Source organism: Pseudomonas sp. H11T01, from assembly GCF_048515765.1.
In the GTDB taxonomy this organism is placed as follows: Bacteria; Pseudomonadota; Gammaproteobacteria; order Pseudomonadales; family Pseudomonadaceae; genus Aquipseudomonas.
The window spans coordinates 80,947-103,243 of the sequence record NZ_JBLYED010000004.1 but is presented as its reverse complement, the minus strand read 5'-3'; the positions used below and the strand labels follow the sequence as shown (position 1 = coordinate 103,243).

Here is a 22,297-nt window from a genome sequence, read left to right as displayed (position 1 = left end):
AGTCACCACGGCTTGATGGCCGTGGCGGCGCTTCCATACTGGCGGCTATCCAGTTTCTATCTGTTCTATTTCGCCTTGCTCGGTTCGACGGCGCCATTTCTGGCGCTGTATTTCGATCATCTGGGCTTTTCCAGTGCGCGCATTGGTGAGCTGGTGGCGATCCCGATGCTGATGCGCTGCGTGGCGCCGAATATCTGGGGCTGGCTCGGTGACTACACCGGACGCCGACTGGCGATCGTGCGCTTTGGTGCGGTCTGCACGCTGTTGACCTTCTCACTGATTTTCGTCAGCAAAAGCTATGCCTGGCTGGCGATGGTCATGGCCCTGCATGCGTTCTTCTGGCACGCGGTGTTGCCGCAATTTGAGGTCATCACCCTGGCGCACTTGAATGGGCAGGCCTCGCGTTACAGTCAGATCCGTTTATGGGGTTCCATCGGTTTTATCATCACAGTGGTCGTTCTTGGGCGCTTGTTCGAATGGCTGAGTCTGGACATCTATCCGGTGACACTGGTGGTGATCATGGCCGGGATTGTCGTCAGCAGCGCCTGGGTGCCGAATGCCCAGCCAGCCCAGGGCAACCGTCTGGCGGGCGAGGGGTTTCTCAAGCAATTGCGCAGCCCCGGCGTGTTGGCGTTTTATGCCTGCGTGGCGCTGATGCAGATGAGTCATGGACCGTATTACACCTTCCTGACCCTGCACCTTGAGCGACTGGGTTATACCCGTGGCTTGATTGGCATGCTCTGGGCCTTGGGCGTGGTCGCTGAAGTGCTGATGTTCCTGGCCATGAGCAAGATTCTGGCGCGTTTCTCGGTGCGCCGAGTGTTGATGGCAAGTTTCCTGTTGGCGGCATTGCGCTGGCTGTTGCTCGGCTCCTTTGCTGAATTTCTGTGGGTGCTGCTGTTTGCTCAAGTGCTGCACGCGGCCACTTTCGGCAGCTTTCACGCGGCTGCCATCCATTTCGTGCAACGTAGCTTCGGCGCTCGTCAACAAGGTCAGGGTCAGGCGTTGTACGCCGCGCTGGCCGGCACTGGCGGCGCGCTGGGCGCGTTGTATTCCGGTTACAGCTGGAATGCCCTCGGGCCGACGTTGACCTTTAGTATTGCCAGCCTCGCAGCATTGGCTGCAGCCGTTATCATTGCCACACGTATGCAAGAGGACAGGCCATGAACCTTACCCGTGAACAGCTAGCCCTGGAAATCATCGAAGCCGGGCGTTTTCTCTATGGTCGCGGCTGGTCGCCGGCCACCAGCAGCAACTACTCGACCCGCCTGTCGCCCAGCGAAGCCTTGCTGACCGTTTCCGGCAAGCACAAAGGTGAGTTGGGCCTGGATGACGTATTGGCCACCGATCTGTCCGGCAACAGCCTGGAACCGGGCAAGAAGCCTTCTGCCGAAACCCTGTTGCACACCCAGCTCTACAGCTGGCGCCCGGAGATCGGCGCGGTGTTGCACACGCACTCGGTGAATGCCACCGTGCTGTCGCGGCTGACCGCTGAAGACTTTATCGAGTTCGAAGACTACGAATTGCAAAAGGCGTTTAGTGGTATCTCCACTCACGAGTCCAGAGTGCGGGTGCCGATCTTCGATAACGATCAGGATATTGCTCGCCTGGCCGCCAAGGTGCAGCCTTGGCTTGAGGCTCATCCCGATTGCGTGGGTTACCTGATCCGCGGCCATGGTCTTTACACTTGGGGCGCGCGGATGAGTGATGCGCTGCGGCAGATCGAAGCTTTTGAGTTTTTGTTCGAGTGCGAGTTGAAGACCCGCTCGGTGCTTAACCGTTAACGCTTACTTCTTCTGAAGTAGCCCACCGTCTGATGAAACGCACCCCCTGACCGGTCTGTAAAAACCGGAAGGCGATGCTGATACCGAGGAGTTGCCAGCATGAGCAGCCTGTCCGTTTACCACCAATCCAGCCCGGAACTGCCGAACAAGGTTCTGACCCATTTCGACGACATTGCCTCGACGCTGGCCGAAAAAGGCGTGCGTTTCGATCGCTGGCAAGCCGCGACAAAGATTCAGCCCGGGGCCAGCCAGGAAGAAGTGATCGCTGCCTATCAGGAGCAAATTGATAAACTGATGACCGAACGTGGTTACATCACCGTCGATGTTGTCAGCCTCAACAGCGATCATCCGCAAAAAGCCGAACTGCGTGCCAAGTTCCTCGATGAGCACCAGCATGGCGAAGACGAAGTACGGTTTTTCGTCGCCGGACGTGGCCTGTTTACCCTGCACATCGATGATTACGTGTACGCCGTGCTTTGCGAGAAGAACGACTTGATTTCGGTTCCCGCCGGTACGCGACACTGGTTCGACATGGGCGAGAACCCGCACTTTGTAGCGATCCGCCTGTTCAACAATCCTGAGGGCTGGGTGGCCAAATTCACCGGCGAAGATATCGCCAGCCGTTTTCCTGGCCTGGAGGACTGAGCGGATGTCGATCAAAGCCATTCTCACCGACATCGAAGGCACCACCAGCGCGGTGAGTTTCGTGTTTGAGGTGCTGTTCCCCTTTGCCGCCAAGCATCTTCCCGAATTCGTCCGGCAGAACGCCGAACGACCGGACGTGGCCGAGCAACTGCAGGCTGTTCGTCAGGACAGTGGTGAGTCAGCAGCAGACGTTGAGCGGGTTATTCAGATTCTCCTGAACTGGATCGCCGAAGACCGTAAGGCGACGCCGCTCAAAGCCTTGCAAGGGATGGTCTGGGAGCAGGGGTATCAGGCCGGGCAGCTCAAAGGACACGTTTACCCGGATGCCGTAGAAGCGCTGAAACGCTGGCATCAGGAAGGTTATCAACTCTTTGTTTATTCCTCCGGGTCGATTCAGGCTCAACGGCTGATTTTCGGCTGCTCCGAGGCGGGTGATTTGTCGCCGTTGTTCAGTGGCTATTTCGACACCACGTCGGGGCCCAAACGCGAAGCGCAGTCTTATCAGCGGATTACCCAGGCAATTGGCTGTCAGCCCGAGCAGATTCTGTTCCTGTCCGATATCGTTCAGGAACTGGATGCGGCGCGAGAAGCGGGTATGGCCACCTGTGGTCTGGTGCGCGACGGGGGCGAATTGGCCGGGCATCCAAACGTGACCAACTTTGCGCAAATAGATCCGGCAGGGTTCTAAGTTCGCGAGGCTAAGTTGCAGCGGCTGACTACGAATGTGGTGTCAGTAGTCAGCCGCATTTGAACAGGTCAACAGTCAACTTTTAGAAACTGGCCAAGTTGTGATTTGTAGGCGTAGGAATACGCTTGTTGATGTGTAGGTCATCGCTGTTTGTTGCTTTTCTTCCTTGTTAAATCTCCCCTGTGTGTAACTCTTGCGCCTTTTCGTGCATGGACTGTCAACGAAATGTTTATGTGGGCAGCTGTGTGACCTGGCGAAGTGAGAGGGAGATCATGAATGAGCATTCGACAGCGACCGGTGGGCAAGCCCTTAAGCGAAAAGGAGCTTGAAATCCTGAGGTGGGCCAAGGCCGGGAAAACGGTATGGGAAATCAGTGTGATTCGGGAGATTTCTCAGGCTACGGTCAAATTTCACTTGAGCAATATCTATTGCAAGCTGGAAGTGACCAACAGGGCTCAGGCTGTCGGTGAGGCCGTTAATCGCGGTTTGTTGAGCTGACCCCTACGACGTCAGGTCGTGAAGCCTGGAGGCTTGCACGACCTGAACGGGTGCAGCGAGCGCTGATTCAGACCGAGTGATAGGTCGGCAGCGCGAAGCGGTGTTGGCTTTGCAGCATCGAAATGTTTGGCAGCTCGCTGGCCTGTTCTGCCAGGTCGCGGCGAATGGCACTGATGACCCAGGACAGTTGGTCGCCGGCGTGCAGCTGTGCATAGGAAATCGATCGTTTGAGCTGTTTTTCGCTATTGCGCAGCGTGAGCAAAATACCGCCGTCAGGCCGTGCCTGAATGGTGACGTCGAAGTTGGAAAACAAAGAAGAGAATTTTTCTTGGATCAGGCTCATGTCTATCGGCTCCGTTAGCTCTTGAATGGCAAGCGTGAAGTGATAGGTGCAGTGATTGTGCCAGTATTCTTTTTTTTAAAAGTATATATAAATCAATTAGTTGAAATTTCCGTTTAGTTTCGATTTCGTGCATTTTGCATGAATGGCCATCGTGCATCCTGCATTTTGCGTGGTTTTCAGGGTGGGCGGTGGTCCTGCCAATAGATACAAAACTTTTCAAATCCTCCATGTACAGCCCAAGAATGACTGACGTATTTTTCAGCCTGTAATAACGGACTTGTTAAGCGTTTTTAGTTGAACGCCAACACGGTTTTTTTGGTGTTCAACGGTTTACGAAACTCCATAGGTTTTGCGTCACGGCCGGATGGGTTTGTGTTCGCCCGATAATAAAAAAACAGGACCTCACCTATGAGCAGCAACCCAAGCGACATGATTACCTGGGGCATGATGATCCGTAAGTTGCCGTCCATTGCCAAAGCCATCCCACGGGTGGTCAAGGGGATGAAGATCGCCAACGCCAACAAGCCGAATCAGCCCTGCGGTCTGGGTTGGGCCTTCGAGCAAGCCACGCTGCGCAATCCCCAAGGCCCGGCGCTGCTCTACGGCAATGTCTCGTTGAGTTATGCACAGGTCAACCAGTGGGCCAACCGCATTGCCCATCACCTGATTGCTCAAGGTATCGGCAAGGGCGATGTGGTCGGGATTTTCATCGAGAACCGTCCCGAGCTCTTGGTGACGGTGCTGGCGGTGGCCAAGGTTGGCGGTATCTGCGCCATGCTCAACACCTCGCAAACCCAGCATGTGCTGGTTCACAGCCTGAACCTGGTCAAGCCGGCCGCGATCGTGGTCGGGGCAGAATTGGCCGACACTTATTCATCGGTCCGTGAGCACGTCGCCATCGATGAGGCGAAAACCTGGGGTGTTGCCGATCGGGACAGTTCCCGTGACCCCGGCGAGGCGCTAGCAGGCTTTATCGACCTGATGACCGCCAGTGCCGATTGCTCGACAGACAACCCTGCCAGCAGTCAGCAGATCTGTTTCGATGACCCTTGCTTCTATATTTACACGTCAGGCACCACCGGATTGCCCAAAGCCGGGGTTTTCAAACACGGACGCTGGATGAAGACGTCGGCTGTTTTCGGCTTGATCGCCCTGGATATGGGCCCCAAGGACGTCGTCTACTGCACGTTGCCGCTGTACCACGCCACGGGGCTGTGCGTGTGCTGGGGCTCTGCCATCATCGGCGCGTCGGGGTTTGCCATTCGGCGTAAATTCAGCGCCAGTCAGTTCTGGAATGACGTGCGCAGATTCAACGCTACCACCATTGGCTATGTCGGCGAATTGTGCCGCTACCTGATCGACCAGCCACCCAGCGCCGACGACAGCCGCAACGGCGTGGTGAAGATGATTGGCAACGGTTTGCGCCCGGGCGTGTGGACTGAGTTCAAGAGACGCTTTGCGGTCAATCATGTCTGCGAGTTGTACGCCGCCAGCGACGGCAATATCGGATTTACAAACATTCTCAACTTCGACAACACCATCGGCTTTTCGCTGATGTCCTGGGCGTTGGTGGAATATACCCACGACAGCTGTGCGCCAATTCGCAACGAGGCCGGCTTCATGCAGAAAGTCGCCAAGGGCGGGCAAGGACTGCTGCTGGCGAAGATCGACGACAAGGCGCCGCTCGACGGTTACACCGATCCAGAGAAGACCCAAAAGGTCGTTCTTCGCGATGTGTTCGAGAAGGGCGACAGCTACTTCAATACCGGCGATCTGCTCAGGAATATCGGTTTCGGGCATGCGCAGTTTGTTGACCGCCTGGGCGATACCTACCGCTGGAAAGGCGAAAACGTATCGACGACTGAGGTGGAGAACATCCTGCTGCAACATCCGCATATTGCCGAGGCGGTGGCCTATGGCGTCGAGATCAGCAACACCAACGGGCGTGCCGGGATGGCCGCGATTACCCCGGCCGAATCCCTGGCCACTCTGGATTTCAGTGAGCTGCTGCAATTTGCCAGGCAGCAAATGCCGGCCTACGCGGTGCCGTTGTTCCTGCGGGTGAAAGTGAAAATGGAGACTACTGGCACCTTCAAATATCAGAAAGTCCGGCTTAAGGACGAGGCCTTCGACCCCGGTAAAACCGGCGATGATCCGATCTACGCCTGGCTGCCAGGTTCGGACACTTACGTGCAAGTGACCGAGCAGGTGTTGGCGGATATCCACGGTGGCAAGTTCCGCTATTGATTCTGGCTATGGCGGGGAGTGAGAAAAAAGGGGTGACAGGCTCGGGGCCGCTCGGGAAACTAGCGGCTTTGCGATGTGAATGTGGAGTCCAGAATGTCAGACAAAAGCCGCAAGATGACCGAAGAAGAAGCTGCGGAGTTTGCCGAGCAGGTGTTCAACAAGGCGCGTGAAGGCGACGCCGCGATGCTCGCCGCCTTGCTGAGCAAAGGTCTGCCGGTCAATCTGCGCAATCACAAGGGCGATACCTTGTTGATGCTTGCCAGTTATCACGGGCACGTCGATGCCGTGCGGGTACTGCTCGAGCACAAGGCTGACCCAGAGATCCGCAACGATAACGGCCAAAGCCCGATTGCTGGCGCCGCGTTCAAAGGTGACTTGCCGGTGGTCAAAGCGTTGGTCGAAGGCGGCGCCGAGGTCGAAGGTTCGTCGTTTGACGGTCGTACCGCGTTGATGATGGCGGCGATGTTCAACCGCACTGAAATCGTCGACTACCTGATCAGCAAAGGCGCCGATCCAAAGGCCAAGGACGCCAACGGCGTGTCCGCGCTGGACGCTGCAAAAACCATGGGCGCAGCAGACACCACGGCGCAGTTGGAAAAGTTGCTGGGCTGAGATTTTCAGGCTAGCGCTGAACCTTGTGGCGAGGGAGCTTGCTCCCGCTCGGCTGCGAAGCAGTCGTAAAAATCGGTAGATGCGTTCCTCCTGAAAAAAGCACGGTCGGCTGATTTGGGGCCACTTCGTGACCCAGCGGGAGCAAGCTCCCTCGCCACAGATGTCCACAATTACCCACAAATGCGCGAAGCTCCCTCAATGCGCTATCCTTCGCGCCCTCAAATTTCCCTCGCATCAGGATTCGCCCATGAAAACCGCCCTCGTCGAACTCATCAGCAAAATCAGCTCCGGGTGCATGGACGACGATGAAGTGGCGCGTATCGCCGACGAAGCCGCGCAAGCCTACGCCGACGCCGACGCGTTTCTAGCAGCCAATCCGGACATTAACTACGACGACACTTTCCCGATCCCGCTGGGTGAGTGGATCGTGGTCGGTAGCCTGCCGGAAACCGTGTTGTTCCAGGCCGATACCTATATGGACCTGTTCGCCCAGATCGTCGCTTCGTTTGGCCCGGGTGTAGCCTTCAACATCAAGCCCAAGCAGTTGGCTAAAGTCGAAGCGTTGACAGCGCTCAACCGCATCCAGATCCAGTTGAGCGCCATGAACCCGGAAAAGGGTGGTTATGTGCTGATGAACTTCAGCCAACTGCTCGACGACGAGATCCAGGCGGTGCTGGTGTATGGCAACGACGTGCCACGGGTACTGGAGTTGTGCGCTGAAGTCGGCATCAATGCCGCGCCGTCCCTGGAAGCGTTGCGGGTGGCGGTTCACGTCTGAGCGTAATAAAGCGGAGCCCTTATCAAGCCCGGCTATCCTAAGAGTGCAAGCCATCACCAAGGAGCGACACCATGGGTTCTACCTTCAATGGTCTGGTCGGGCTGATCATTCTTGCCCTGGATATCTGGGCGATCATCAACGTTCTTAAAAGCAGCGTCGAAATCGGGATGAAAATCATCTGGGTACTGGTGATTATCTTGCTGCCGGTGCTGGGGCTGATCATCTGGGCGATCGCCGGGCCGCGGGGCAATATGCGGCTGTAACGGTGACGCATCAAATCAACCACGATCCCTCAAGCTGCAGCAGCATCTGTTTGCGTTCGAGTCCGCCGCCATAGCCGATGAGGGTGCCGTTGCTGCCGATCACCCGATGACACGGGATAATGATTGATATCGGGTTGGCGCCATTGGCGGTGCCGACCGCCCGTACGGCCTTCGGGTTGCCGATATGCATGGCCAGTTCGCCGTAGCTCCAGGTGCGGCCAAAAGGGATTTGCAGTAGAGCCCGCCACACTGTTTTCTGAAATTGCGTGCCCTGGGGCGCCAGGCGCACATCGAAACACTCGCGCTTACCCTCGAAATACTCATCCAGTTGCCGACAGACGGTATCGAGTTCATTGCCCGCTTCAAGCCAGTGCGCAGGCGGCGTCCAGTGCTGTTGGATGTCCATGTACAGCTGGCGCAGCCCCTGTTCATCGCCGGCCAGCAGCAACGGCCCGATGGGGCTGGGGTGATAGCGGTAAAACATCGGGTCGGCTCCTGGAGAGGGTCAGGCACAAAGATAGAGCCAGAAGGTTCGACCTGTCATGTTCGGCGACGTAGAATGCGCGCCTTTCCTTGGTCAATCGCCGACACCCGTGCCGACGATTGACCATCATGGGCGGGTAACCGTCCGTTGCCACCAGCATTCACCGGGGGACTTACCCATGAGCATCACCGAGAACAGCGAGTACCTGGAAACCCTTTACGAAGGCTATGGCCAGCGTTTTCGCATGGAAAAACTGCTGCACGAAGTGCGCACCGAACACCAGCACCTGGTGATCTTCGAGAACGCGCGCATGGGGCGTGTGATGGCGCTGGACGGCGTGATCCAGACCACCGAGGCCGACGAGTTCATCTACCACGAGATGCTCACCCACGTACCGATTCTTGCCCACGGCACCGCCAAGCGTGTGCTGATCATCGGCGGCGGTGACGGCGGCATGCTGCGCGAAGTGGCCAAGCACCGCAGCATCGAACACATCACCATGGTCGAGATCGACGGCACCGTGGTCGATATGTGCAAGGAATTCCTGCCGAACCACTCCAAGGGCGCGTTCGAGGATCCACGGCTGAACCTGGTGATCGACGACGGTATGCGTTTCGTCGCAACCACCGAAGAGAAGTTCGACGTGATCATTTCCGACTCCACCGACCCGATCGGCCCGGGCGAAGTGCTGTTCTCGGAAAACTTCTATGAAGCGTGCCGCCGTTGCCTGAACGAGGGCGGCATTCTGGTGACCCAGAATGGCACACCGTTCATGCAACTGAGCGAAGTGAAAACCACCGCCGGCCGCATGCGTAGCCTGTTCCCGGACTGGCACTTCTATCAGGCCGCAGTGCCGACCTATATCGGTGGCGCGATGACCTTCGCCTGGGGCGCGACCAACACTGCTTATCGCAAGTTGTCCCGCGAGACCCTGCGCCAGCGTTTTGCTGGCAGCGGCATCATCACTCGCTACTACAACCCTGAGATTCATATCGGTGCGTTCGCGTTGCCGCAATATGTATTGCAGGCGGTTAACAAGCCGAGCAATGACTAAGTAACAGCGTTGATGAAAGGGCCGCGAGGCCCTTTTTTATGTATCCAAATATGCGCTGAACGAAATTTTCACAACCGCTCCAAGACAATTCGCACGCTTTGTTTTCCACGTTCAACCTCTAGCGCTCCCTTGTTCCAGAGCCCTGAAAGATCGGGTTGGGGGGGCATGCCAGTAATAAATGGCAATGCCGCGAGTGATCGTGCAACATTTGCGCACCGCGCAATCCCCGCAGCCAATACGCACTGGTAATGGCTATGAGAGGACAGAGCGCACCTGCATTTATGAAACTTCAACTTCCAATGGGTCCTAAAACGACATGGCAAACCCGGACGCCCTGAGTCAGCAGCGCGCTTCAAATCGCTTGCTGCAACCGACCGTCAAATCGCATCTGGCTTACACGCTGCTTTGTGCCTTGGTCATGATGGTGATGCTCTCCCTGCTGCGCGTGGCGCTGCTGGTTTATAACCGGGAGATGATCCTCAATACCCCGGCCTCGACCTTCCTCGAAGCCTTTGCCAACGGCCTGCGTTTTGACCTGCGTCTGGTGGTCTATCTCATCGTACCGTTGCTGCTGGCATTATTCAGCGTCCGGGCCATGGCCGCCCGCGGGCTCTTCCGTTTCTGGCTGACCATCGCCTCCAGCATCGCGCTGTTCCTTGGTCTGATGGAGATGGACTTCTATCGCGAGTTTCACCAGCGCCTTAACGGGTTGGTCTTCCAGTACGTGAAGGAAGACCCGAAAACCGTGATGAGCATGCTCTGGTACGGCTTCCCGGTGGTTCGCTATCTGCTGGCCTGGGTCGTTGGCACCTGGCTGTTGAGCCTGGCATTCAAGGGCGCCGACCGCGCAACCCGGCCTCGTGGCCCGTTCAGCGGTGGCAGCATCAGCACACGCCAGGTCGCCCCGTGGTACGTGCGCGTAGGCGTCTTTGCGGTGTGCCTGATGATTGGTGTCGTGGCCGCCCGTGGCACCTTGCGTCAAGGCCCGCCGCTGCGTTGGGGCGACGTCTACACCACTGACTCGAACTTCGCCAACCAGTTGGGCCTCAACGGCACGCTTCAGCTGGTCGCTGCCGCGCAAAGCCGAATGTCCCAGGAGCGCGACAATATCTGGAAGCCGACGCTGCCACAGGAAGAAGCCCAGAAGGTCGTCCGCGACATGCTGGTAATGGCGGATGAAAAGCTGGTTGACGCCGATATCGCCGCCGTACGCCGCGATTACACACCGCCGGCCGACAAGACCCTGCCGATCAAGAACGTCGTCGTGATCCTGATGGAAAGCATGGCCGGTCACTCGGTGGGTGCCCTGGGCGCCCCCGGCAATATCACGCCGAACCTCGACAAACTGTCGAAAGAAGGCCTGCTGTTCGACCGCTTCTTCTCCAACGGTACCCATACCCACCAGGGAATGTTTGCCACCATGGCGTGCTTCCCGAACCTGCCGGGCTTCGAATACCTGATGCAGACCCCGGAAGGCAGCCACAAGCTGTCCGGCCTGCCGCAGTTGCTCAGTGCCCGCAAATACGACGATGTGTATGTCTACAACGGCGACTTCGCCTGGGACAACCAGTCGGGTTTCTTCAGCAACCAGGGCATGACCAACTTCATCGGGCGTAACGATTACGTTAACCCGGTGTTCTCCGATCCGACCTGGGGCGTGTCCGACCAGGACATGTTCGACCGTGGCCTGGTAGAGCTCAAGGCCCGTGAAGGGAAGCCGTTCTATGCGCTGCTGCAGACCCTGTCCAACCACACGCCTTACGCGTTGCCGACCCCATTGCCGGTCGAAAAAGTGACCGATCGTGGCAGCCTGAACGAACATTTGACCGCAATGCGTTACGCCGACTGGGCCCTGGGCCAGTTCTTTGAAAAGGCCCGTAAAGAGCCTTACTTCAAGGAAACCCTGTTTGTCATCGTGGGCGACCATGGTTTTGGCAACGAGCGCCAGATCACCGAAATGGACTTGGGCCGCTTCAACGTACCGATGCTGATGATCGCACCGGGGATCCAGGAAAAGTTTGGTCAACGCGACCACACTGTGGGCACTCAGATCGACATCGTTCCGACCATCATGGGGCGGATTGGTGGCGAAGTGCGCCATCAGTGCTGGGGTCGTGACCTGCTCAACCTGCCGCAAGGCGATACTGGTTTTGGCGTGATCAAACCGTCGGGCACCGAACAGACCACGGCCATCATCAGCGATGACCAGATCCTGGTTATGCCTAAGGAAAAGGAAATGGCGCCGAAGATGTACCGGTATGAACTGGGTGCCAATCCTCACGCTGAAATCGTCCCGGATGCACCGCGTACGGCTGAGATGAAGCTGAAGCTGGAATCGTTCCTGCAAACGGCAACCAAAAGCCTGTTGGATAACACCGCCGGTGTCGTCGACAGCAATCCGGACTAAGCGTCTGGTTCAGTAAAAAAAGAGGCCCCTATCATAGGGGCCTCTTTTTTTTTGCAGTATTAAATGTGCAGAGCGTTATATCTTGCCGAGTAACAACAGAATCAAAATCACCACCAGCACTACGCCGATGATGCCGGACGGGCCATAGCCCCAACTTCTGGAGTGCGGGAAGACCGGCAGGCCACCCACCAGCAAGAGGATCAGGATAATGAGGAGAATGGTGCCCATGTCAATTTCCCTTATTGGTAAGTTCTGGAAAGACCGTAGTGCTGTTAAGGACCCGCTCGAGCTCGATAAAACCGGGCTGCTTATAATCTCCGACTCTGGAGAGCTGCAGATAATTCCAAGTTTTTTTAATGCTTTTTAGCGCTTGGCTTATTTCTTTTAATTTAAAGCTGCCTTCATTCAATGGGACCGCGTCAGTCGAGCGCGACCCCGGCGTCTTCGCGGGCAAGCCACGCTCCCACGACCCAAATCGGTGTGTATTCGGCCAAAGTTTGCCTGAGGCATTCAGCAGTCTGATGGTGCGTGGGTGTAGGAAAAACCTTCGCTACACTGCGGCGCATCTACCCCAGAACAACAAGGCAACTTTCTATGCAAAATCGCATGATGATCACTGGCGCCGGTTCCGGCCTGGGCCGCGAAATCGCTCTGCGCTGGGCCCGCGAGGGTTGGCAGTTGGCCTTGTCGGATGTCAGCGAACCGGGTTTGCAAGAGACCCTCAAATTAGTGCGCGAAGCCGGAGGCGACGGCTTTATCCAGCGTTGTGACGTGCGCGATTACAGCCAGTTGACCGCGTTTGCCCAGGCCTGCGAAGTGAAGCTGGGCGGCATCGATGTGATCGTCAATAACGCCGGTGTCGCCTCGGGCGGCTTCTTCAGTGAACTGTCCCTGGAAGACTGGGACTGGCAAATCGCGATCAACCTGATGGGTGTGGTCAAGGGCTGCAAGGCCTTCTTGCCGCTGCTGGAAAAAAGCCAAGGCAAGATCATCAACATCGCTTCGATGGCAGCCTTGATGCAAGGCCCTGCGATGAGCAACTACAACGTGGCCAAGGCTGGTGTGGTGGCGTTGTCCGAGAGCTTGTTGATTGAACTGGCGCACCAGGAAATCGCTGTGCATGTGGTCTGCCCGTCATTTTTCCAGACCAACCTGCTGGATTCCTTCCGTGGCCCGACACCAGCCATGAAAGCCCAGGTCGGCAAGCTGCTGGAAAGCTCTCCGATTACCGCCAGTGAAATCGCCGACTACATCTACCAGCGGGTTGCTGAGGGCGAGTTCATGATTCTGCCCCACGAACAGGGCCGCATGGCCTGGGCGCTGAAGCAGAAGAACCCGCAACTGCTCTACAACGAAATGACCGTGATGGCCGACAAGATGCGCGCCAAAGCCAAGCAAACCGCAGGTTGAACTTGCTCGCGGGAAGCAGCGTCGTTAGGGTTGCCGATTCCGGCAACCTTGACGAGGCCGTTGCATGCTCAATTACCTGTGGTTTTTTCTTGCGGCGGTGTTTGAAATCGCCGGTTGCTACGCGTTCTGGATGTGGTTACGCCAGGGTAAAAGTGCCTGGTGGATTGCCCCTGCGTTACTCAGCCTGACGCTCTTCGCGTTACTGCTGACCAAGGTCGAAGCGACCTACGCCGGCCGCGCCTATGCGGCTTATGGCGGTATCTACATTATTGCGTCCATTGGCTGGCTGAGCGTGGTCGAGCGGATTCGGCCCTTGAGTTCGGACTGGTTGGGAGTGGCTCTGTGCGTGATCGGTGCGAGCATCATTCTGTTTGGTCCACGCTTTTCCAGCGTCTGACATATTCCGCGATCGCAAAGGTTTGAAAGGGCTTTCTGTCAGGCGCATCTGCCGGCGGCGTAGGGTTGGACTGTTTTAGTGCTGGCGCATTGAAGCCAGTCGGTGCTCCGGGCATCTTCAAGGCCCGGTAACCTTAAGGACCAGTGCCATGCTCGTATTAAGCCGTGTTGTGGGCGAGTTGATTTCCATCGACGACAATATCTCCGTACGCATACTCTCAGTGAGCGGAAACAATGTTCGCTTCGGCATCGAGGCGCCCAAAGAGGTCGAGGTGCACCGGGCGGAAGTCTACGAACGCATCCAGGCCCGAACGGCGCAAGCCAAACGCAGCGGATAGCGTCAATCAAACAGCTCTTTGGGCACGTCGTGCTTGAGCATCAGCTGGCATTGCTGGCTATCCGGATCGAAGACAATCAGCGCCTGACCTTTGGTCAATGCCTGGCGAACCCGCAGCACGCGGGTTTCCAACGGAGTTTCGTCGCCATTGTCGGTGCCGTCTCGGGTGACGAAGTCTTCGATCAGACGGGTCAGGGTATCGACTTCAAGTTGGTCGTACGGAATCAGCATAGGCACCTCTGGTGAACAATCCCGGCGATGCTACTGGGCTTGGGCCCGCGCGGCCAGTCAAAGCATGGCTGCCAGCTTGTTTGTGTAGTGTCTGATCTACCGTCTTCGCGGGCAATCGAACGTCGCCCGGCCCTTCTCACAGGTTATGCGCACTCCTTGTGGGAGCGGGCTTGCCCGCGAATGCAATCGACCAGACACATCCGGTGTCACTGCCGAACGAGCCAGCTATTGATCACTCACTATATTTTGAGAGTTCAACAGCTCAGGAGGCAAAGGAATGCCTGTGTACAGTTCACATCGCCTGCGAAAAGGACGCTATTCAGAGTCTGGTCAAGTCTATCTTCTTACTGCCGTGGTACTGGGGCGTGAACCAATCTTTAGCGATTTCTCCACCGGGCGTTTGCTTGTCAATGAATTCAAACAGGCTGAGCGGGAGAGGTCCGCTCAATCGCTGGCCTGGGTGGTGATGCCCGATCATTTCCACTGGTTGATCGAGTTGCAGAACGCCAGCCTTGGCGAACTAATGAGAAGAACAAAATCGAACGCTGCGAGAGCAGTTAATGGCAACCGGCAACGCAATGGCCCGCTCTGGCAGACTGGTTACCATGATCGGGCTATTCGCAGTGAAGAGGATTTGCTCGAAGTGGCCCGTTACATCGTGGCAAACCCCGTGCGGGCCAGGTTGGTAAAGCGAGTCGGAGACTATCCGCTTTGGGATGCTGTCTGGTTGTGATGAGGTTGCTTTTAAGGCCCCTTCGCGGGCAAGCCCGCTCCCACAGGTTTTGTGTCCTGACTGACTGGGATTACGCCTTGCCGCGAATCAACTGACGCAAGGCAAACCGATTCGGGTGACAAGCCTCAGCCACGCTTCGCGGCAGCGGCAGCGGTTCGTTGTCCAGCCAGGCGGCGAGTAACTCCCCTGACAGTGGCGCAGTGATCAAGCCGCGAGAGCCATGGCCGCTGTTGACGTACAAACCGTCCAGCCAGGGGCAACGGATGTCGGGCACTTGCCGGGCGTCTTTGCTCAGTGCAGCGTAGGTCTGGGCGAAGGCCTGGTGATCGGCCAATGGGCCGACGATGGGTAAGTAGTCGGGGCTGGTGCAGCGAAAGGCCGCGCGTCCTTGAAGCTGTTCCGGGTCCAGTTGTTCGGCGTGCAAGCGGCTAACCAGATCGGTCGAGATTTCTTTCAGCAACTCCAGATTGCCCACGTGCTCGGCCGTGGTCGGGGTCAGGTCATCGCTCTTGAAGTCGAAGCTGGCGCCCAAGGTGTGTTCGCCCAGGCGAGCCGGTGCGACATAACCTTCGGCGCAGACCACGGTGGCCACGCTTGCGCTTTCAGGGGTTTGTGCCAGACGTGTGATTTGCCCGCGAATACGTTTGAGCGGCAGCTCGGCGCTTGCCGCAAAGCGCTTGATCTCGGCGGCACCGGCCAGAATGACCACGGGTGCTGAAGCCAGCAATCTTGAACCGTCCCAGACTTGCCATTGGTCATCGACCTTGCGCAGCTCCAATGCATCGTGATGCGTCAGCACTTCAATCGCCGGATGCGCCGCTTGCCACTGACACAAGGCGGGCGGATGAACCCAGCCACCTTCGGGAAAGAACAAACCGCCATGAGCCAGTGCGATACCTGTCTGAGCCTGAGCGTGTGGCTGATCCAGCAGGTGCAACAGGTCCGGCGAAAAGGCTGCCGCCAACTGCGCCTGGCGCTCGGCTTCCTTGGCGTTGAACGCCAGTTGCAGCACTCCGCAACCGTCCCAATCGACACCGCGCTGCAGATGTTCGAGCAAGCGCCGGGTATGCCCGAAACCACTGACGATCAACTGTGATAACGCCGTGCCGTGGGCCGACAGTTTGAGATAGAGCACGCCTTGCGGATTGCCCGAGGCTTCCTGAGCCAGCTCGCCATGGCGCTCCAGCAGGCTCACCTGCCAACCACGCGCAGCAAGGCTCGCGGCGCTGGCGCAACCGGCCAGCCCACCGCCGATCACCAGCGCTCGACGTTCGCTGATGCGCTGATCAGGACGGGCGAACCACGGCTTGCTCACAACAGGTAGAGGCACGTCTTCAGGCCAGCCAAGGAATTCGCCGCGCAGGATTTCCCATTTATGACCGATCCCCGGCGTACGCCGCATCTTGAAACCCGCCGCATTGAGCAGGCGTCGTACCCAACCGGTGCTGGTAAAGGTGCTGATGGTCGAGCCGGGGGCGGCCAGGCGAGCCAGCTCGGCAAACAGTTCGGACGTCCACATGTCCGGGTTCTTCGCCGGAGCGAAGCCGTCGAGAAACCAGGCATCGATCTGCGCGTCCAGTTGCGGCAGTTGCTCCAACGCGTCGCCAATCAGCAGGGTGAGAGTCACCCGCCCACCATCGAGCACCAGGCGCTGGAAGCCCTGATGGATGGCGATGTATTGCGCCAGAAGCTGATCGGCAAAAGGCTTGAGCTCAGGCCAAAGAGTGAGGGCGCGCTGCAGGTCTGGGGGGCTCAGCGGGTACTTTTCCACGCTGACAAAATGCAGCCGCGCACCGGCCACAGCCTGTTGCTCGAACAATTGCCAGGCGCAGAGAAAATTCAGCCCGGTGCCGAAACCGGTTTCGCCAATGACCAGTCGCCCATCAGCCGGCAACGCGGCAAAGCGCTCGCCCAAACGGTTCTGCTCGATGAACACGTAGCGGGTTTCATCAAGGCCCGACTGGTCGGAGAAATACACATCGTCAAACACCTGTGAGCGCGGACGACCTTGGTCGTCCCAGTCGATCTGGGCGTGGGGCAATTGAGTGGTCATGTTCGGCTCGGCGACGGCAAGGCGGCCATTCTAGCTGATCGCTGCTATCGGGATTGATCCATGGCAACGCCTGCTGCATTGCTCAGACAAACCTCTGCCCAATCCGCTAGTCTTGCTCAATCCTGGAAGGAGAGGCGCCCATGTTCGAATCCGCTGAAATCGGTCACGCCATCGACAAAGAAACCTTTGAGGCCGAGGTGCCGGCCCTGCGTGAAGCCTTACTCGAAGCCCAGTTCGATCTGCAGCAGCAAGGGCGCTTTCCGGTCATCGTACTGATTAACGGCATTGAGGGCGCCGGCAAGGGCGAGACCGTCAAGTTGCTCAACGAATGGATGGACCCACGGCTGATCGAGGTCCGTACTTTCGATCAGCAGACCGATGAAGAGCTGGCCCGACCTCCGGCCTGGCGCTACTGGCGGATGCTGCCGGCCAAGGGGCGGATGGGGATTTTTTTCGGCAACTGGTACAGCCAAATGTTGCAGGGCCGGGTCCACGGGCTGTTCAAGGACGCCGTGCTGGATCAGGCCATCGGCGGTGCTGAGCGTCTGGAAAAAATGCTCTGCGATGAAGGCGCGCTGATCTTCAAGTTCTGGTTCCACCTGTCCAAGAAACAAATGAAAACCCGCCTCAAAGTCCTGCAGGACGATCCGCTGCACAGCTGGCGTATCAGCCCGCTGGACTGGCAGCAATCGCAAACCTACGACAAATTCGTGAAATACGGGGAACGTGTGCTGCGCCGCACCAGTCGCGACTACGCGCCCTGGCATGTGATCGAAGGCGTCGATGCACATTATCGGAGTCTGGCGGTGGGCAAGATCCTGCTCGAAGGTCTGCAAATCGCCCTGGCCCGACCCAAGGTCAAACCCGACTCAGTGAATGCCGCGCCGCTGCCCTCAAGTGTCGATCAACTGAGTCTGATTGGCAGTCTGGACCTGAGCCAAAGCCTGGATAAAGACGACTACGAAGAACAACTGATTACCGAGCAGGCACGGCTCTCTGGCTTGATGCGTGACAAACGCATGCGCAAACACGCACTGGTGGCGGTGTTCGAAGGCAACGATGCGGCCGGCAAGGGCGGGGCGATCCGGCGAGTGGCGGCGGCCCTCGATCCGCGGCAATACAGCATCGTACCGATCGCCGCGCCGACTGAAGAAGAACGCGCTCAGCCGTATCTTTGGCGGTTCTGGCGGTACATTCCGGCGCGAGGCAAATTCACCGTGTTCGACCGCTCCTGGTACGGCCGGGTGCTGGTGGAGCGGATCGAAGGCTTTTGCAGCCGGGCTGACTGGATGCGCGCTTACGCCGAGATCAATGACTTCGAGGAGCAGATCAGCGATGCCAGGGTGATCGTGGTGAAGTTCTGGCTGGCCATCGATAAGCAAACCCAGCTGGAGCGCTTCCAGGCCCGCGAAGCCATTCCCTTCAAGCGTTTCAAGATCACCGAAGACGATTGGCGCAACCGCGAGAAGTGGGATGACTACCGCGCCGCCGTCTGCGACATGGTCGACCGCACCAGCACCGAGATTTCACCCTGGACGCTGGTGGAGGCCAATGACAAGCGCTGGGCCCGGGTCAAAGTGCTGCGCACCATCAATCGGGCGCTGGAAGAGGCCTTCGAGAAGTCTGACAAACACGACCGGAAGGTGAAAAAGGACAAGGAGTAAGTCGATAGTTGCGCATACGCGGGGTGAATGATTGTCGCGGTCGGTAATAGGGTGGATTTATGCTCGATGCACTCTCAACCGACAACAACAATGAGGTATGCCATGCGTGAAGTGGTGATCGTCGATAGCGTGCGGACTGGCCTGGCCAAATCCTTTCGTGGCAAGTTCAACCAGACCCGTCCGGATGACATGGCTGCCCATTGCGTCAATGCGCTGCTGACCCGCAACGGCATCGACCCGGCCAGCGTCGAGGATTGCATCGTCGGCGCCGGTTCCAACGAAGGGGCCCAGGGTTACAACATCGGCCGTAATGTCGCGGTGTTATCCAAACTGGGCACCGGCACTGCCGGCATGACCCTCAACCGCTTTTGCTCGTCGGGTTTGCAGGCGATTGCCATTGCCGCCAACCAGATCGCTTCCGGTTGCAGCGACATCATCGTTGCCGGTGGCGTCGAGTCCATCAGCCTGACCATGAAAAGCGTCAACACCGATAACTTGATCAACCCGCTGCTCAAGGAGCAGGTGCCGGGCATCTACTTCCCGATGGGCCAGACCGCCGAAATCGTCGCCCGCCGCTATGGCGTCAGCCGCGAAGAGCAGGATCTCTATGCTCTGCAAAGTCAGCAGCGCACCGCCCAGGCTCAGGCTGCCGGGTTATTCGACGATGAAATCGTGCCGATGGCGGTGAAATACTCAGTCGAAGACAAAACCACTGGCCAGGTGCAGATCCTGGAGGGCGTCGTCGATCGTGATGATTGCAACCGCCCCGACACCACCCTGCAAAGCCTGGCCGGGTTGAAGCCGGTGTTTGCTGAAGACGGTTCGGTGACCGCGGGTAATTCCTCGCAGCTGTCTGATGGCGCGTCGATGACCCTGGTGATGAGCCTGGAAAAAGCCCTGGAGCTTGGCCTCAAGCCTCGCGCGTTCTTCCGTGGTTTCACCGTCGCCGGCTGCGAGCCGGACGAGATGGGTATCGGTCCGGTGTTCTCGGTGCCAAAACTGCTCAAGGCCAAGGGCCTGCAGGTGGCCGATATCGACCTCTGGGAACTCAACGAAGCCTTCGCTTCGCAGTGCCTGTACAGCCGCAATCGGCTGGAAATCGATAACGAAAAATACAACGTCAACGGCGGCTCGATCTCTATCGGCCACCCGTTCGGCATGACCGGCTCGCGTCAGGTCGGGCATCTGGTGCGCGAACTGCAACGGCGCAACCTGCGCTACGGCGTCGTGACCATGTGCGTGGGCGGCGGGATGGGGGCTACGGGGTTGTTTGAAGCGGTGCGTTAACTCAGAAGGCTTGGTGTCGCTCTCCCAATAGCTATCGCGAGCAAGCGATGGGCGCGCCACGATCATGAATTCGTGCGCTGTGCCTGCATGCGCTCGATATAAGCCTGTATCTCCCGCTCGGCATCATCCTGGCTGTGGAACGGGCCTTCCAGCGTGTTTTCCCGGGTGCTGAAATACAAATCCCCATTGACGCGACAGACCCGCTCACTGCGAAAGTGAGTGGCAGGGGCTTGGTCGTGTGCGCGCATGCCGAACATGGTGATCTCCTGTGTAGTGGTCCTGATTGGGTAATCAAATCAGCTTATGTCTGAACCCGTTGAAGCGCCTGGCCATCTGATCAGTGGCATATAGCCAACTTAAGGTTGCGACCAGCACAGTCTCATTAGCGGCGGGCTCCAAACTGTAACTGTGTAGCGGGGCGATCCAGGCCTAGAATGGTTTCTCGCCGTCTGGTTTTGAGGTTTCCATGCACATTTCGTCCGGTCGCTGGGTTTATGGACTGTTCCTCGCCCTGTTGACTGCGCTGCTGTGGGGCATCTTGCCGATCAAACTCAAGCAAGTGCTGCTGGTCATGGACCCGGTCACCGTGACCTGGTATCGACTCATCGTATCCGGTGGGTTTCTGTTCATTTACCTGGCGGCGGTCAAACGCTTGCCGAGCTGGCGAGTGCTCGGCCCACGGGGCGGCTGGCTGGTATTGATGGCAGTCCTGGGGCTGGTGGGCAACTACGTGCTGTACCTGATGGGCCTGAACCTGCTCAGCCCGGGCACCGCGCAGTTGGTGGTGCAGATGGGGCCGATCCTGCTGCTGATCGCCAGCCTGTTTGTCTTCAAGGAGCGCTTCAGCGTGGGGCAAGGGATTGGGTTGCTGGTGCTGTTGATCGGCTTCGGGCTGTTTTTCAATCAGCGTTTGAGTGAGCTGCTGACGTCCCTCAGCGATTACACCGCTGGCGTCTTGCTGGTTCTGGCGGCGTCGACGGTCTGGACCTTTTATGCCTTGGGTCAGAAGCAATTACTCACGGTGTGGAATTCGTTCCAGATAATGATGGTGATCTACCTGTTTTGCGCGCTGCTGCTGATGCCTTGGGTGCACCCGCTGGAAGCGCTGCAACTGAGCCCGTTGCAAGGCTGGCTGCTACTCGGTTGCTGTTTGAATACCTTGATTGCCTACGGCGCATTTGCCGAAGCCCTGGCGCATTGGGAGGCCTCGCGAGTCAGTGCGACGTTGGCAATCACGCCGTTGGTGACCTTCGGCGCGGTGGCGCTGGCAGCCAGGCTGTGGCCGGAGTATGTGCACGCCGAGCAGATCAATGGCCTGGGTTATGGCGGCGCGGTACTGGTGGTGCTCGGCTCGGCACTCGTCGCTCTTGGGCCATCGTTGATGGCCGGGCTAAAAGCCCGGAAGGTGCGGATGGCAGCGGGGTAGTGGAAATCCCTATGGCGAGGGAGCAAGCTCCCTCGCCACAAGGCTCCCTACCGCGCAACCACCTTCGATACCTTCACCACCGCAGGCTTGAGCACCAACCACAGCGCCCCGGCGATCAAAATCCCGCCATACACATGCGCCATGGACAACGGTTCATCGAGGAACAGCGCGCCCCACAACACGCCGAACGGCGGGATCATGAAGGTCACGGTCATTGATTTGACCGGGCCAATCGAGCTGAGCAAGCGGAAATACAGAATGTACGCAAAGGCTGTGCAGACCAGGCCCAATCCCAGCAGCGACAACCAGACGCTCCAGCCACCCCAGCTTGCCGGCGGCTGGCTGATGGCGCTGTAACCGAACAGCGGCAATAGAAACAACGTCGCGCCCAGCATGCTGCCCAGCGCCGAAAGGCGACTGTCGAGCCCGCCTTGCTGATCCAGCCAGCGACGCGCGAGGAAACCGGCGAAGCCATAGCAGGTGGTCGCGAGGAGGCAGGCGAGGGCACCCATCAACAGTTCCAGGTCGAAGGCCACGGGACCGGCGCGGGTTAGAACACCGACTCCGAACAGCCCAAGGCAGACACCGGCAATCTTCGCCGGGGTGAGTCTTTCGCTGAAGAACACACCGCCAATCAACACGCCCATCAACGGCGTTGTTGCGTTGAAGATCGCCGAGTAACCGGCCGGCAGCACTTGGGCGGCTACCGAATACATCGTCGCCGGAATCCCCGAGTTGATCACCCCGAGCAGCAGTACCGTCTTGAACTTGCCACGAAAGTCCCAGCTGACGCGCATCAGCGCCAGGATCACCAGCAGACCGGTGGCGGCAATCGATACGCGGAAAAAAGCGGTGGGGATAGTGCCAATCACTGGGGCGATGATGCGCATGAACAGGAAGCTCGCGCCCCAAATGGCGGCAAGCGACAGCAAGCGCAGTATATCGACGGGGTTCACG

Annotated in this window: 25 protein-coding genes; 18 read left to right on the top strand and 7 right to left on the bottom strand. The window is 58.1% G+C overall.

Features of this window, described 5'->3' with window-relative positions; genetic code table 11:
- Positions 1–15 precede the first annotated feature (15 nt).
- From ACN1C3_RS06645 to ACN1C3_RS06625, 5 genes are all read left to right on the top strand, one after another.
- On the top strand, positions 16–1,167 hold the full coding sequence (locus tag ACN1C3_RS06645) for an MFS transporter (protein WP_419115012.1): 1,152 nt from the start codon (positions 16–18) through the stop codon (positions 1,165–1,167).
- A complete protein-coding gene (locus ACN1C3_RS06640) occupies positions 1,164–1,784 on the top strand; it encodes a methylthioribulose 1-phosphate dehydratase (RefSeq protein WP_419115011.1) in 621 nt (206 codons plus the stop codon). Before ACN1C3_RS06645 ends, ACN1C3_RS06640 begins: the two co-directional genes overlap by 4 nt.
- Before the next feature lie 99 nt (positions 1,785–1,883).
- Entirely contained in the window at positions 1,884–2,429 is a 546-nt protein-coding gene (locus tag ACN1C3_RS06635; protein WP_419115010.1) for a 1,2-dihydroxy-3-keto-5-methylthiopentene dioxygenase, read from the top strand.
- A gap of 4 nt (positions 2,430–2,433) precedes the next feature.
- Positions 2,434–3,117 carry an acireductone synthase gene (gene mtnC, locus ACN1C3_RS06630; protein ID WP_419115009.1) on the top strand — a complete coding sequence of 228 codons (684 nt, stop codon included), beginning with the start codon at positions 2,434–2,436 and terminating at the stop codon, positions 3,115–3,117.
- Between the two features lie 276 nt (positions 3,118–3,393).
- Positions 3,394–3,615, top strand: a complete 222-nt coding sequence (locus ACN1C3_RS06625; RefSeq protein WP_419115008.1) for a response regulator transcription factor — start codon at positions 3,394–3,396, stop codon at positions 3,613–3,615.
- 67 nt (positions 3,616–3,682) lie between these two features.
- Here the strand turns inward: ACN1C3_RS06625 and ACN1C3_RS06620 are convergent, their stop codons facing one another.
- Positions 3,683–3,958, bottom strand: coding sequence for a DUF3509 domain-containing protein (locus tag ACN1C3_RS06620; protein WP_419115007.1), 276 nt, complete (start codon positions 3,956–3,958; stop codon positions 3,683–3,685).
- Between the two features lie 408 nt (positions 3,959–4,366).
- Here ACN1C3_RS06620 and ACN1C3_RS06615 point away from each other — a divergent pair, with 408 nt between their 5' ends.
- The 4 genes from ACN1C3_RS06615 (at position 4,367) to ACN1C3_RS06600 (ending at position 7,858) form a co-directional block, all read left to right on the top strand.
- Positions 4,367–6,205: a long-chain-acyl-CoA synthetase gene (locus ACN1C3_RS06615; protein ID WP_419115006.1), complete on the top strand. Its 1,839-nt coding sequence runs from the start codon at positions 4,367–4,369 to the stop codon at positions 6,203–6,205.
- A gap of 93 nt (positions 6,206–6,298) precedes the next feature.
- Positions 6,299–6,817: an ankyrin repeat domain-containing protein gene (locus ACN1C3_RS06610; protein WP_419115005.1), complete on the top strand. Its 519-nt coding sequence runs from the start codon at positions 6,299–6,301 to the stop codon at positions 6,815–6,817.
- Between the two features lie 247 nt (positions 6,818–7,064).
- A complete protein-coding gene (locus ACN1C3_RS06605; RefSeq protein WP_419115004.1) occupies positions 7,065–7,595 on the top strand; it encodes a hypothetical protein in 531 nt (176 codons plus the stop codon).
- A gap of 71 nt (positions 7,596–7,666) precedes the next feature.
- Complete coding sequence (locus ACN1C3_RS06600; RefSeq protein ID WP_419115003.1) at positions 7,667–7,858, top strand: PLDc N-terminal domain-containing protein; 192 nt, start codon at positions 7,667–7,669, stop codon at positions 7,856–7,858.
- Positions 7,859–7,868: 10 nt separating this feature from the next.
- On the opposite strand, the gene ACN1C3_RS06595 is transcribed toward ACN1C3_RS06600, so the two are convergent.
- Positions 7,869–8,342: a methylated-DNA--[protein]-cysteine S-methyltransferase gene (locus ACN1C3_RS06595; protein ID WP_419115002.1), complete on the bottom strand. Its 474-nt coding sequence runs from the start codon at positions 8,340–8,342 to the stop codon at positions 7,869–7,871.
- Positions 8,343–8,520: 178 nt separating this feature from the next.
- On the opposite strand from ACN1C3_RS06595, the gene speE reads away from it, so the two are divergent.
- Together speE and ACN1C3_RS06585 are read left to right on the top strand one after the other, a co-directional pair.
- Positions 8,521–9,396: a polyamine aminopropyltransferase gene (speE, locus tag ACN1C3_RS06590; RefSeq protein WP_419115001.1), complete on the top strand. Its 876-nt coding sequence runs from the start codon at positions 8,521–8,523 to the stop codon at positions 9,394–9,396.
- Positions 9,397–9,712: 316 nt separating this feature from the next.
- Entirely contained in the window at positions 9,713–11,803 is a 2,091-nt protein-coding gene (locus ACN1C3_RS06585) for an LTA synthase family protein (RefSeq protein ID WP_419115000.1), read from the top strand.
- Positions 11,804–11,878: 75 nt separating this feature from the next.
- On the opposite strand, the gene ACN1C3_RS06580 is transcribed toward ACN1C3_RS06585, so the two are convergent.
- Complete coding sequence (locus ACN1C3_RS06580; protein ID WP_419115259.1) at positions 11,879–12,037, bottom strand: DUF3309 family protein; 159 nt, start codon at positions 12,035–12,037, stop codon at positions 11,879–11,881.
- Between the two features lie 360 nt (positions 12,038–12,397).
- Between ACN1C3_RS06580 and ACN1C3_RS06575 the strand changes: the two genes are divergently transcribed.
- From ACN1C3_RS06575 to csrA, 3 genes are all read left to right on the top strand, one after another.
- A complete protein-coding gene (locus tag ACN1C3_RS06575) occupies positions 12,398–13,213 on the top strand; it encodes an SDR family oxidoreductase (protein ID WP_419114999.1) in 816 nt (271 codons plus the stop codon).
- Positions 13,214–13,277: 64 nt separating this feature from the next.
- Entirely contained in the window at positions 13,278–13,610 is a 333-nt protein-coding gene (locus ACN1C3_RS06570) for a YnfA family protein (protein ID WP_419114998.1), read from the top strand.
- 148 nt (positions 13,611–13,758) lie between these two features.
- The gene (csrA, locus tag ACN1C3_RS06565; RefSeq protein WP_419114997.1) at positions 13,759–13,947 is read left to right on the top strand and encodes a carbon storage regulator CsrA; all 189 of its coding nucleotides are present in this window, start codon (positions 13,759–13,761) and stop codon (positions 13,945–13,947) included.
- 2 nt (positions 13,948–13,949) lie between these two features.
- On the opposite strand, the gene ACN1C3_RS06560 is transcribed toward csrA, so the two are convergent.
- Positions 13,950–14,177 carry a YheU family protein gene (locus ACN1C3_RS06560; protein ID WP_419114996.1) on the bottom strand — a complete coding sequence of 76 codons (228 nt, stop codon included), beginning with the start codon at positions 14,175–14,177 and terminating at the stop codon, positions 13,950–13,952.
- Positions 14,178–14,454: 277 nt separating this feature from the next.
- On the opposite strand from ACN1C3_RS06560, the gene ACN1C3_RS06555 reads away from it, so the two are divergent.
- Positions 14,455–14,910 carry an REP-associated tyrosine transposase gene (locus ACN1C3_RS06555; protein WP_419114995.1) on the top strand — a complete coding sequence of 152 codons (456 nt, stop codon included), beginning with the start codon at positions 14,455–14,457 and terminating at the stop codon, positions 14,908–14,910.
- Positions 14,911–14,980: 70 nt separating this feature from the next.
- On the opposite strand, the gene mnmC is transcribed toward ACN1C3_RS06555, so the two are convergent.
- Positions 14,981–16,963 (bottom strand): bifunctional tRNA (5-methylaminomethyl-2-thiouridine)(34)-methyltransferase MnmD/FAD-dependent 5-carboxymethylaminomethyl-2-thiouridine(34) oxidoreductase MnmC, encoded by a 1,983-nt coding sequence (gene mnmC / locus ACN1C3_RS06550; protein WP_419114994.1) that lies wholly within the window; start codon positions 16,961–16,963, stop codon positions 14,981–14,983.
- Between the two features lie 140 nt (positions 16,964–17,103).
- Here mnmC and pap point away from each other — a divergent pair, with 140 nt between their 5' ends.
- Positions 17,104–18,627: a polyphosphate:AMP phosphotransferase gene (gene pap, locus ACN1C3_RS06545; protein ID WP_419114993.1), complete on the top strand. Its 1,524-nt coding sequence runs from the start codon at positions 17,104–17,106 to the stop codon at positions 18,625–18,627.
- 102 nt (positions 18,628–18,729) lie between these two features.
- The gene (locus tag ACN1C3_RS06540) at positions 18,730–19,914 is read left to right on the top strand and encodes a thiolase family protein (protein WP_419114992.1); all 1,185 of its coding nucleotides are present in this window, start codon (positions 18,730–18,732) and stop codon (positions 19,912–19,914) included.
- Between the two features lie 62 nt (positions 19,915–19,976).
- Here the strand turns inward: ACN1C3_RS06540 and ACN1C3_RS06535 are convergent, their stop codons facing one another.
- Positions 19,977–20,171 carry a DUF6316 family protein gene (locus ACN1C3_RS06535; protein ID WP_419114991.1) on the bottom strand — a complete coding sequence of 65 codons (195 nt, stop codon included), beginning with the start codon at positions 20,169–20,171 and terminating at the stop codon, positions 19,977–19,979.
- Between the two features lie 209 nt (positions 20,172–20,380).
- On the opposite strand from ACN1C3_RS06535, the gene ACN1C3_RS06530 reads away from it, so the two are divergent.
- The gene (locus ACN1C3_RS06530; protein WP_419114990.1) at positions 20,381–21,340 is read left to right on the top strand and encodes a DMT family transporter; all 960 of its coding nucleotides are present in this window, start codon (positions 20,381–20,383) and stop codon (positions 21,338–21,340) included.
- Between the two features lie 47 nt (positions 21,341–21,387).
- On the opposite strand, the gene ACN1C3_RS06525 is transcribed toward ACN1C3_RS06530, so the two are convergent.
- The gene (locus ACN1C3_RS06525; RefSeq protein WP_419114989.1) at positions 21,388–22,296 is read right to left on the bottom strand and encodes a DMT family transporter; all 909 of its coding nucleotides are present in this window, start codon (positions 22,294–22,296) and stop codon (positions 21,388–21,390) included.
- Position 22,297 lies beyond the last annotated feature (1 nt).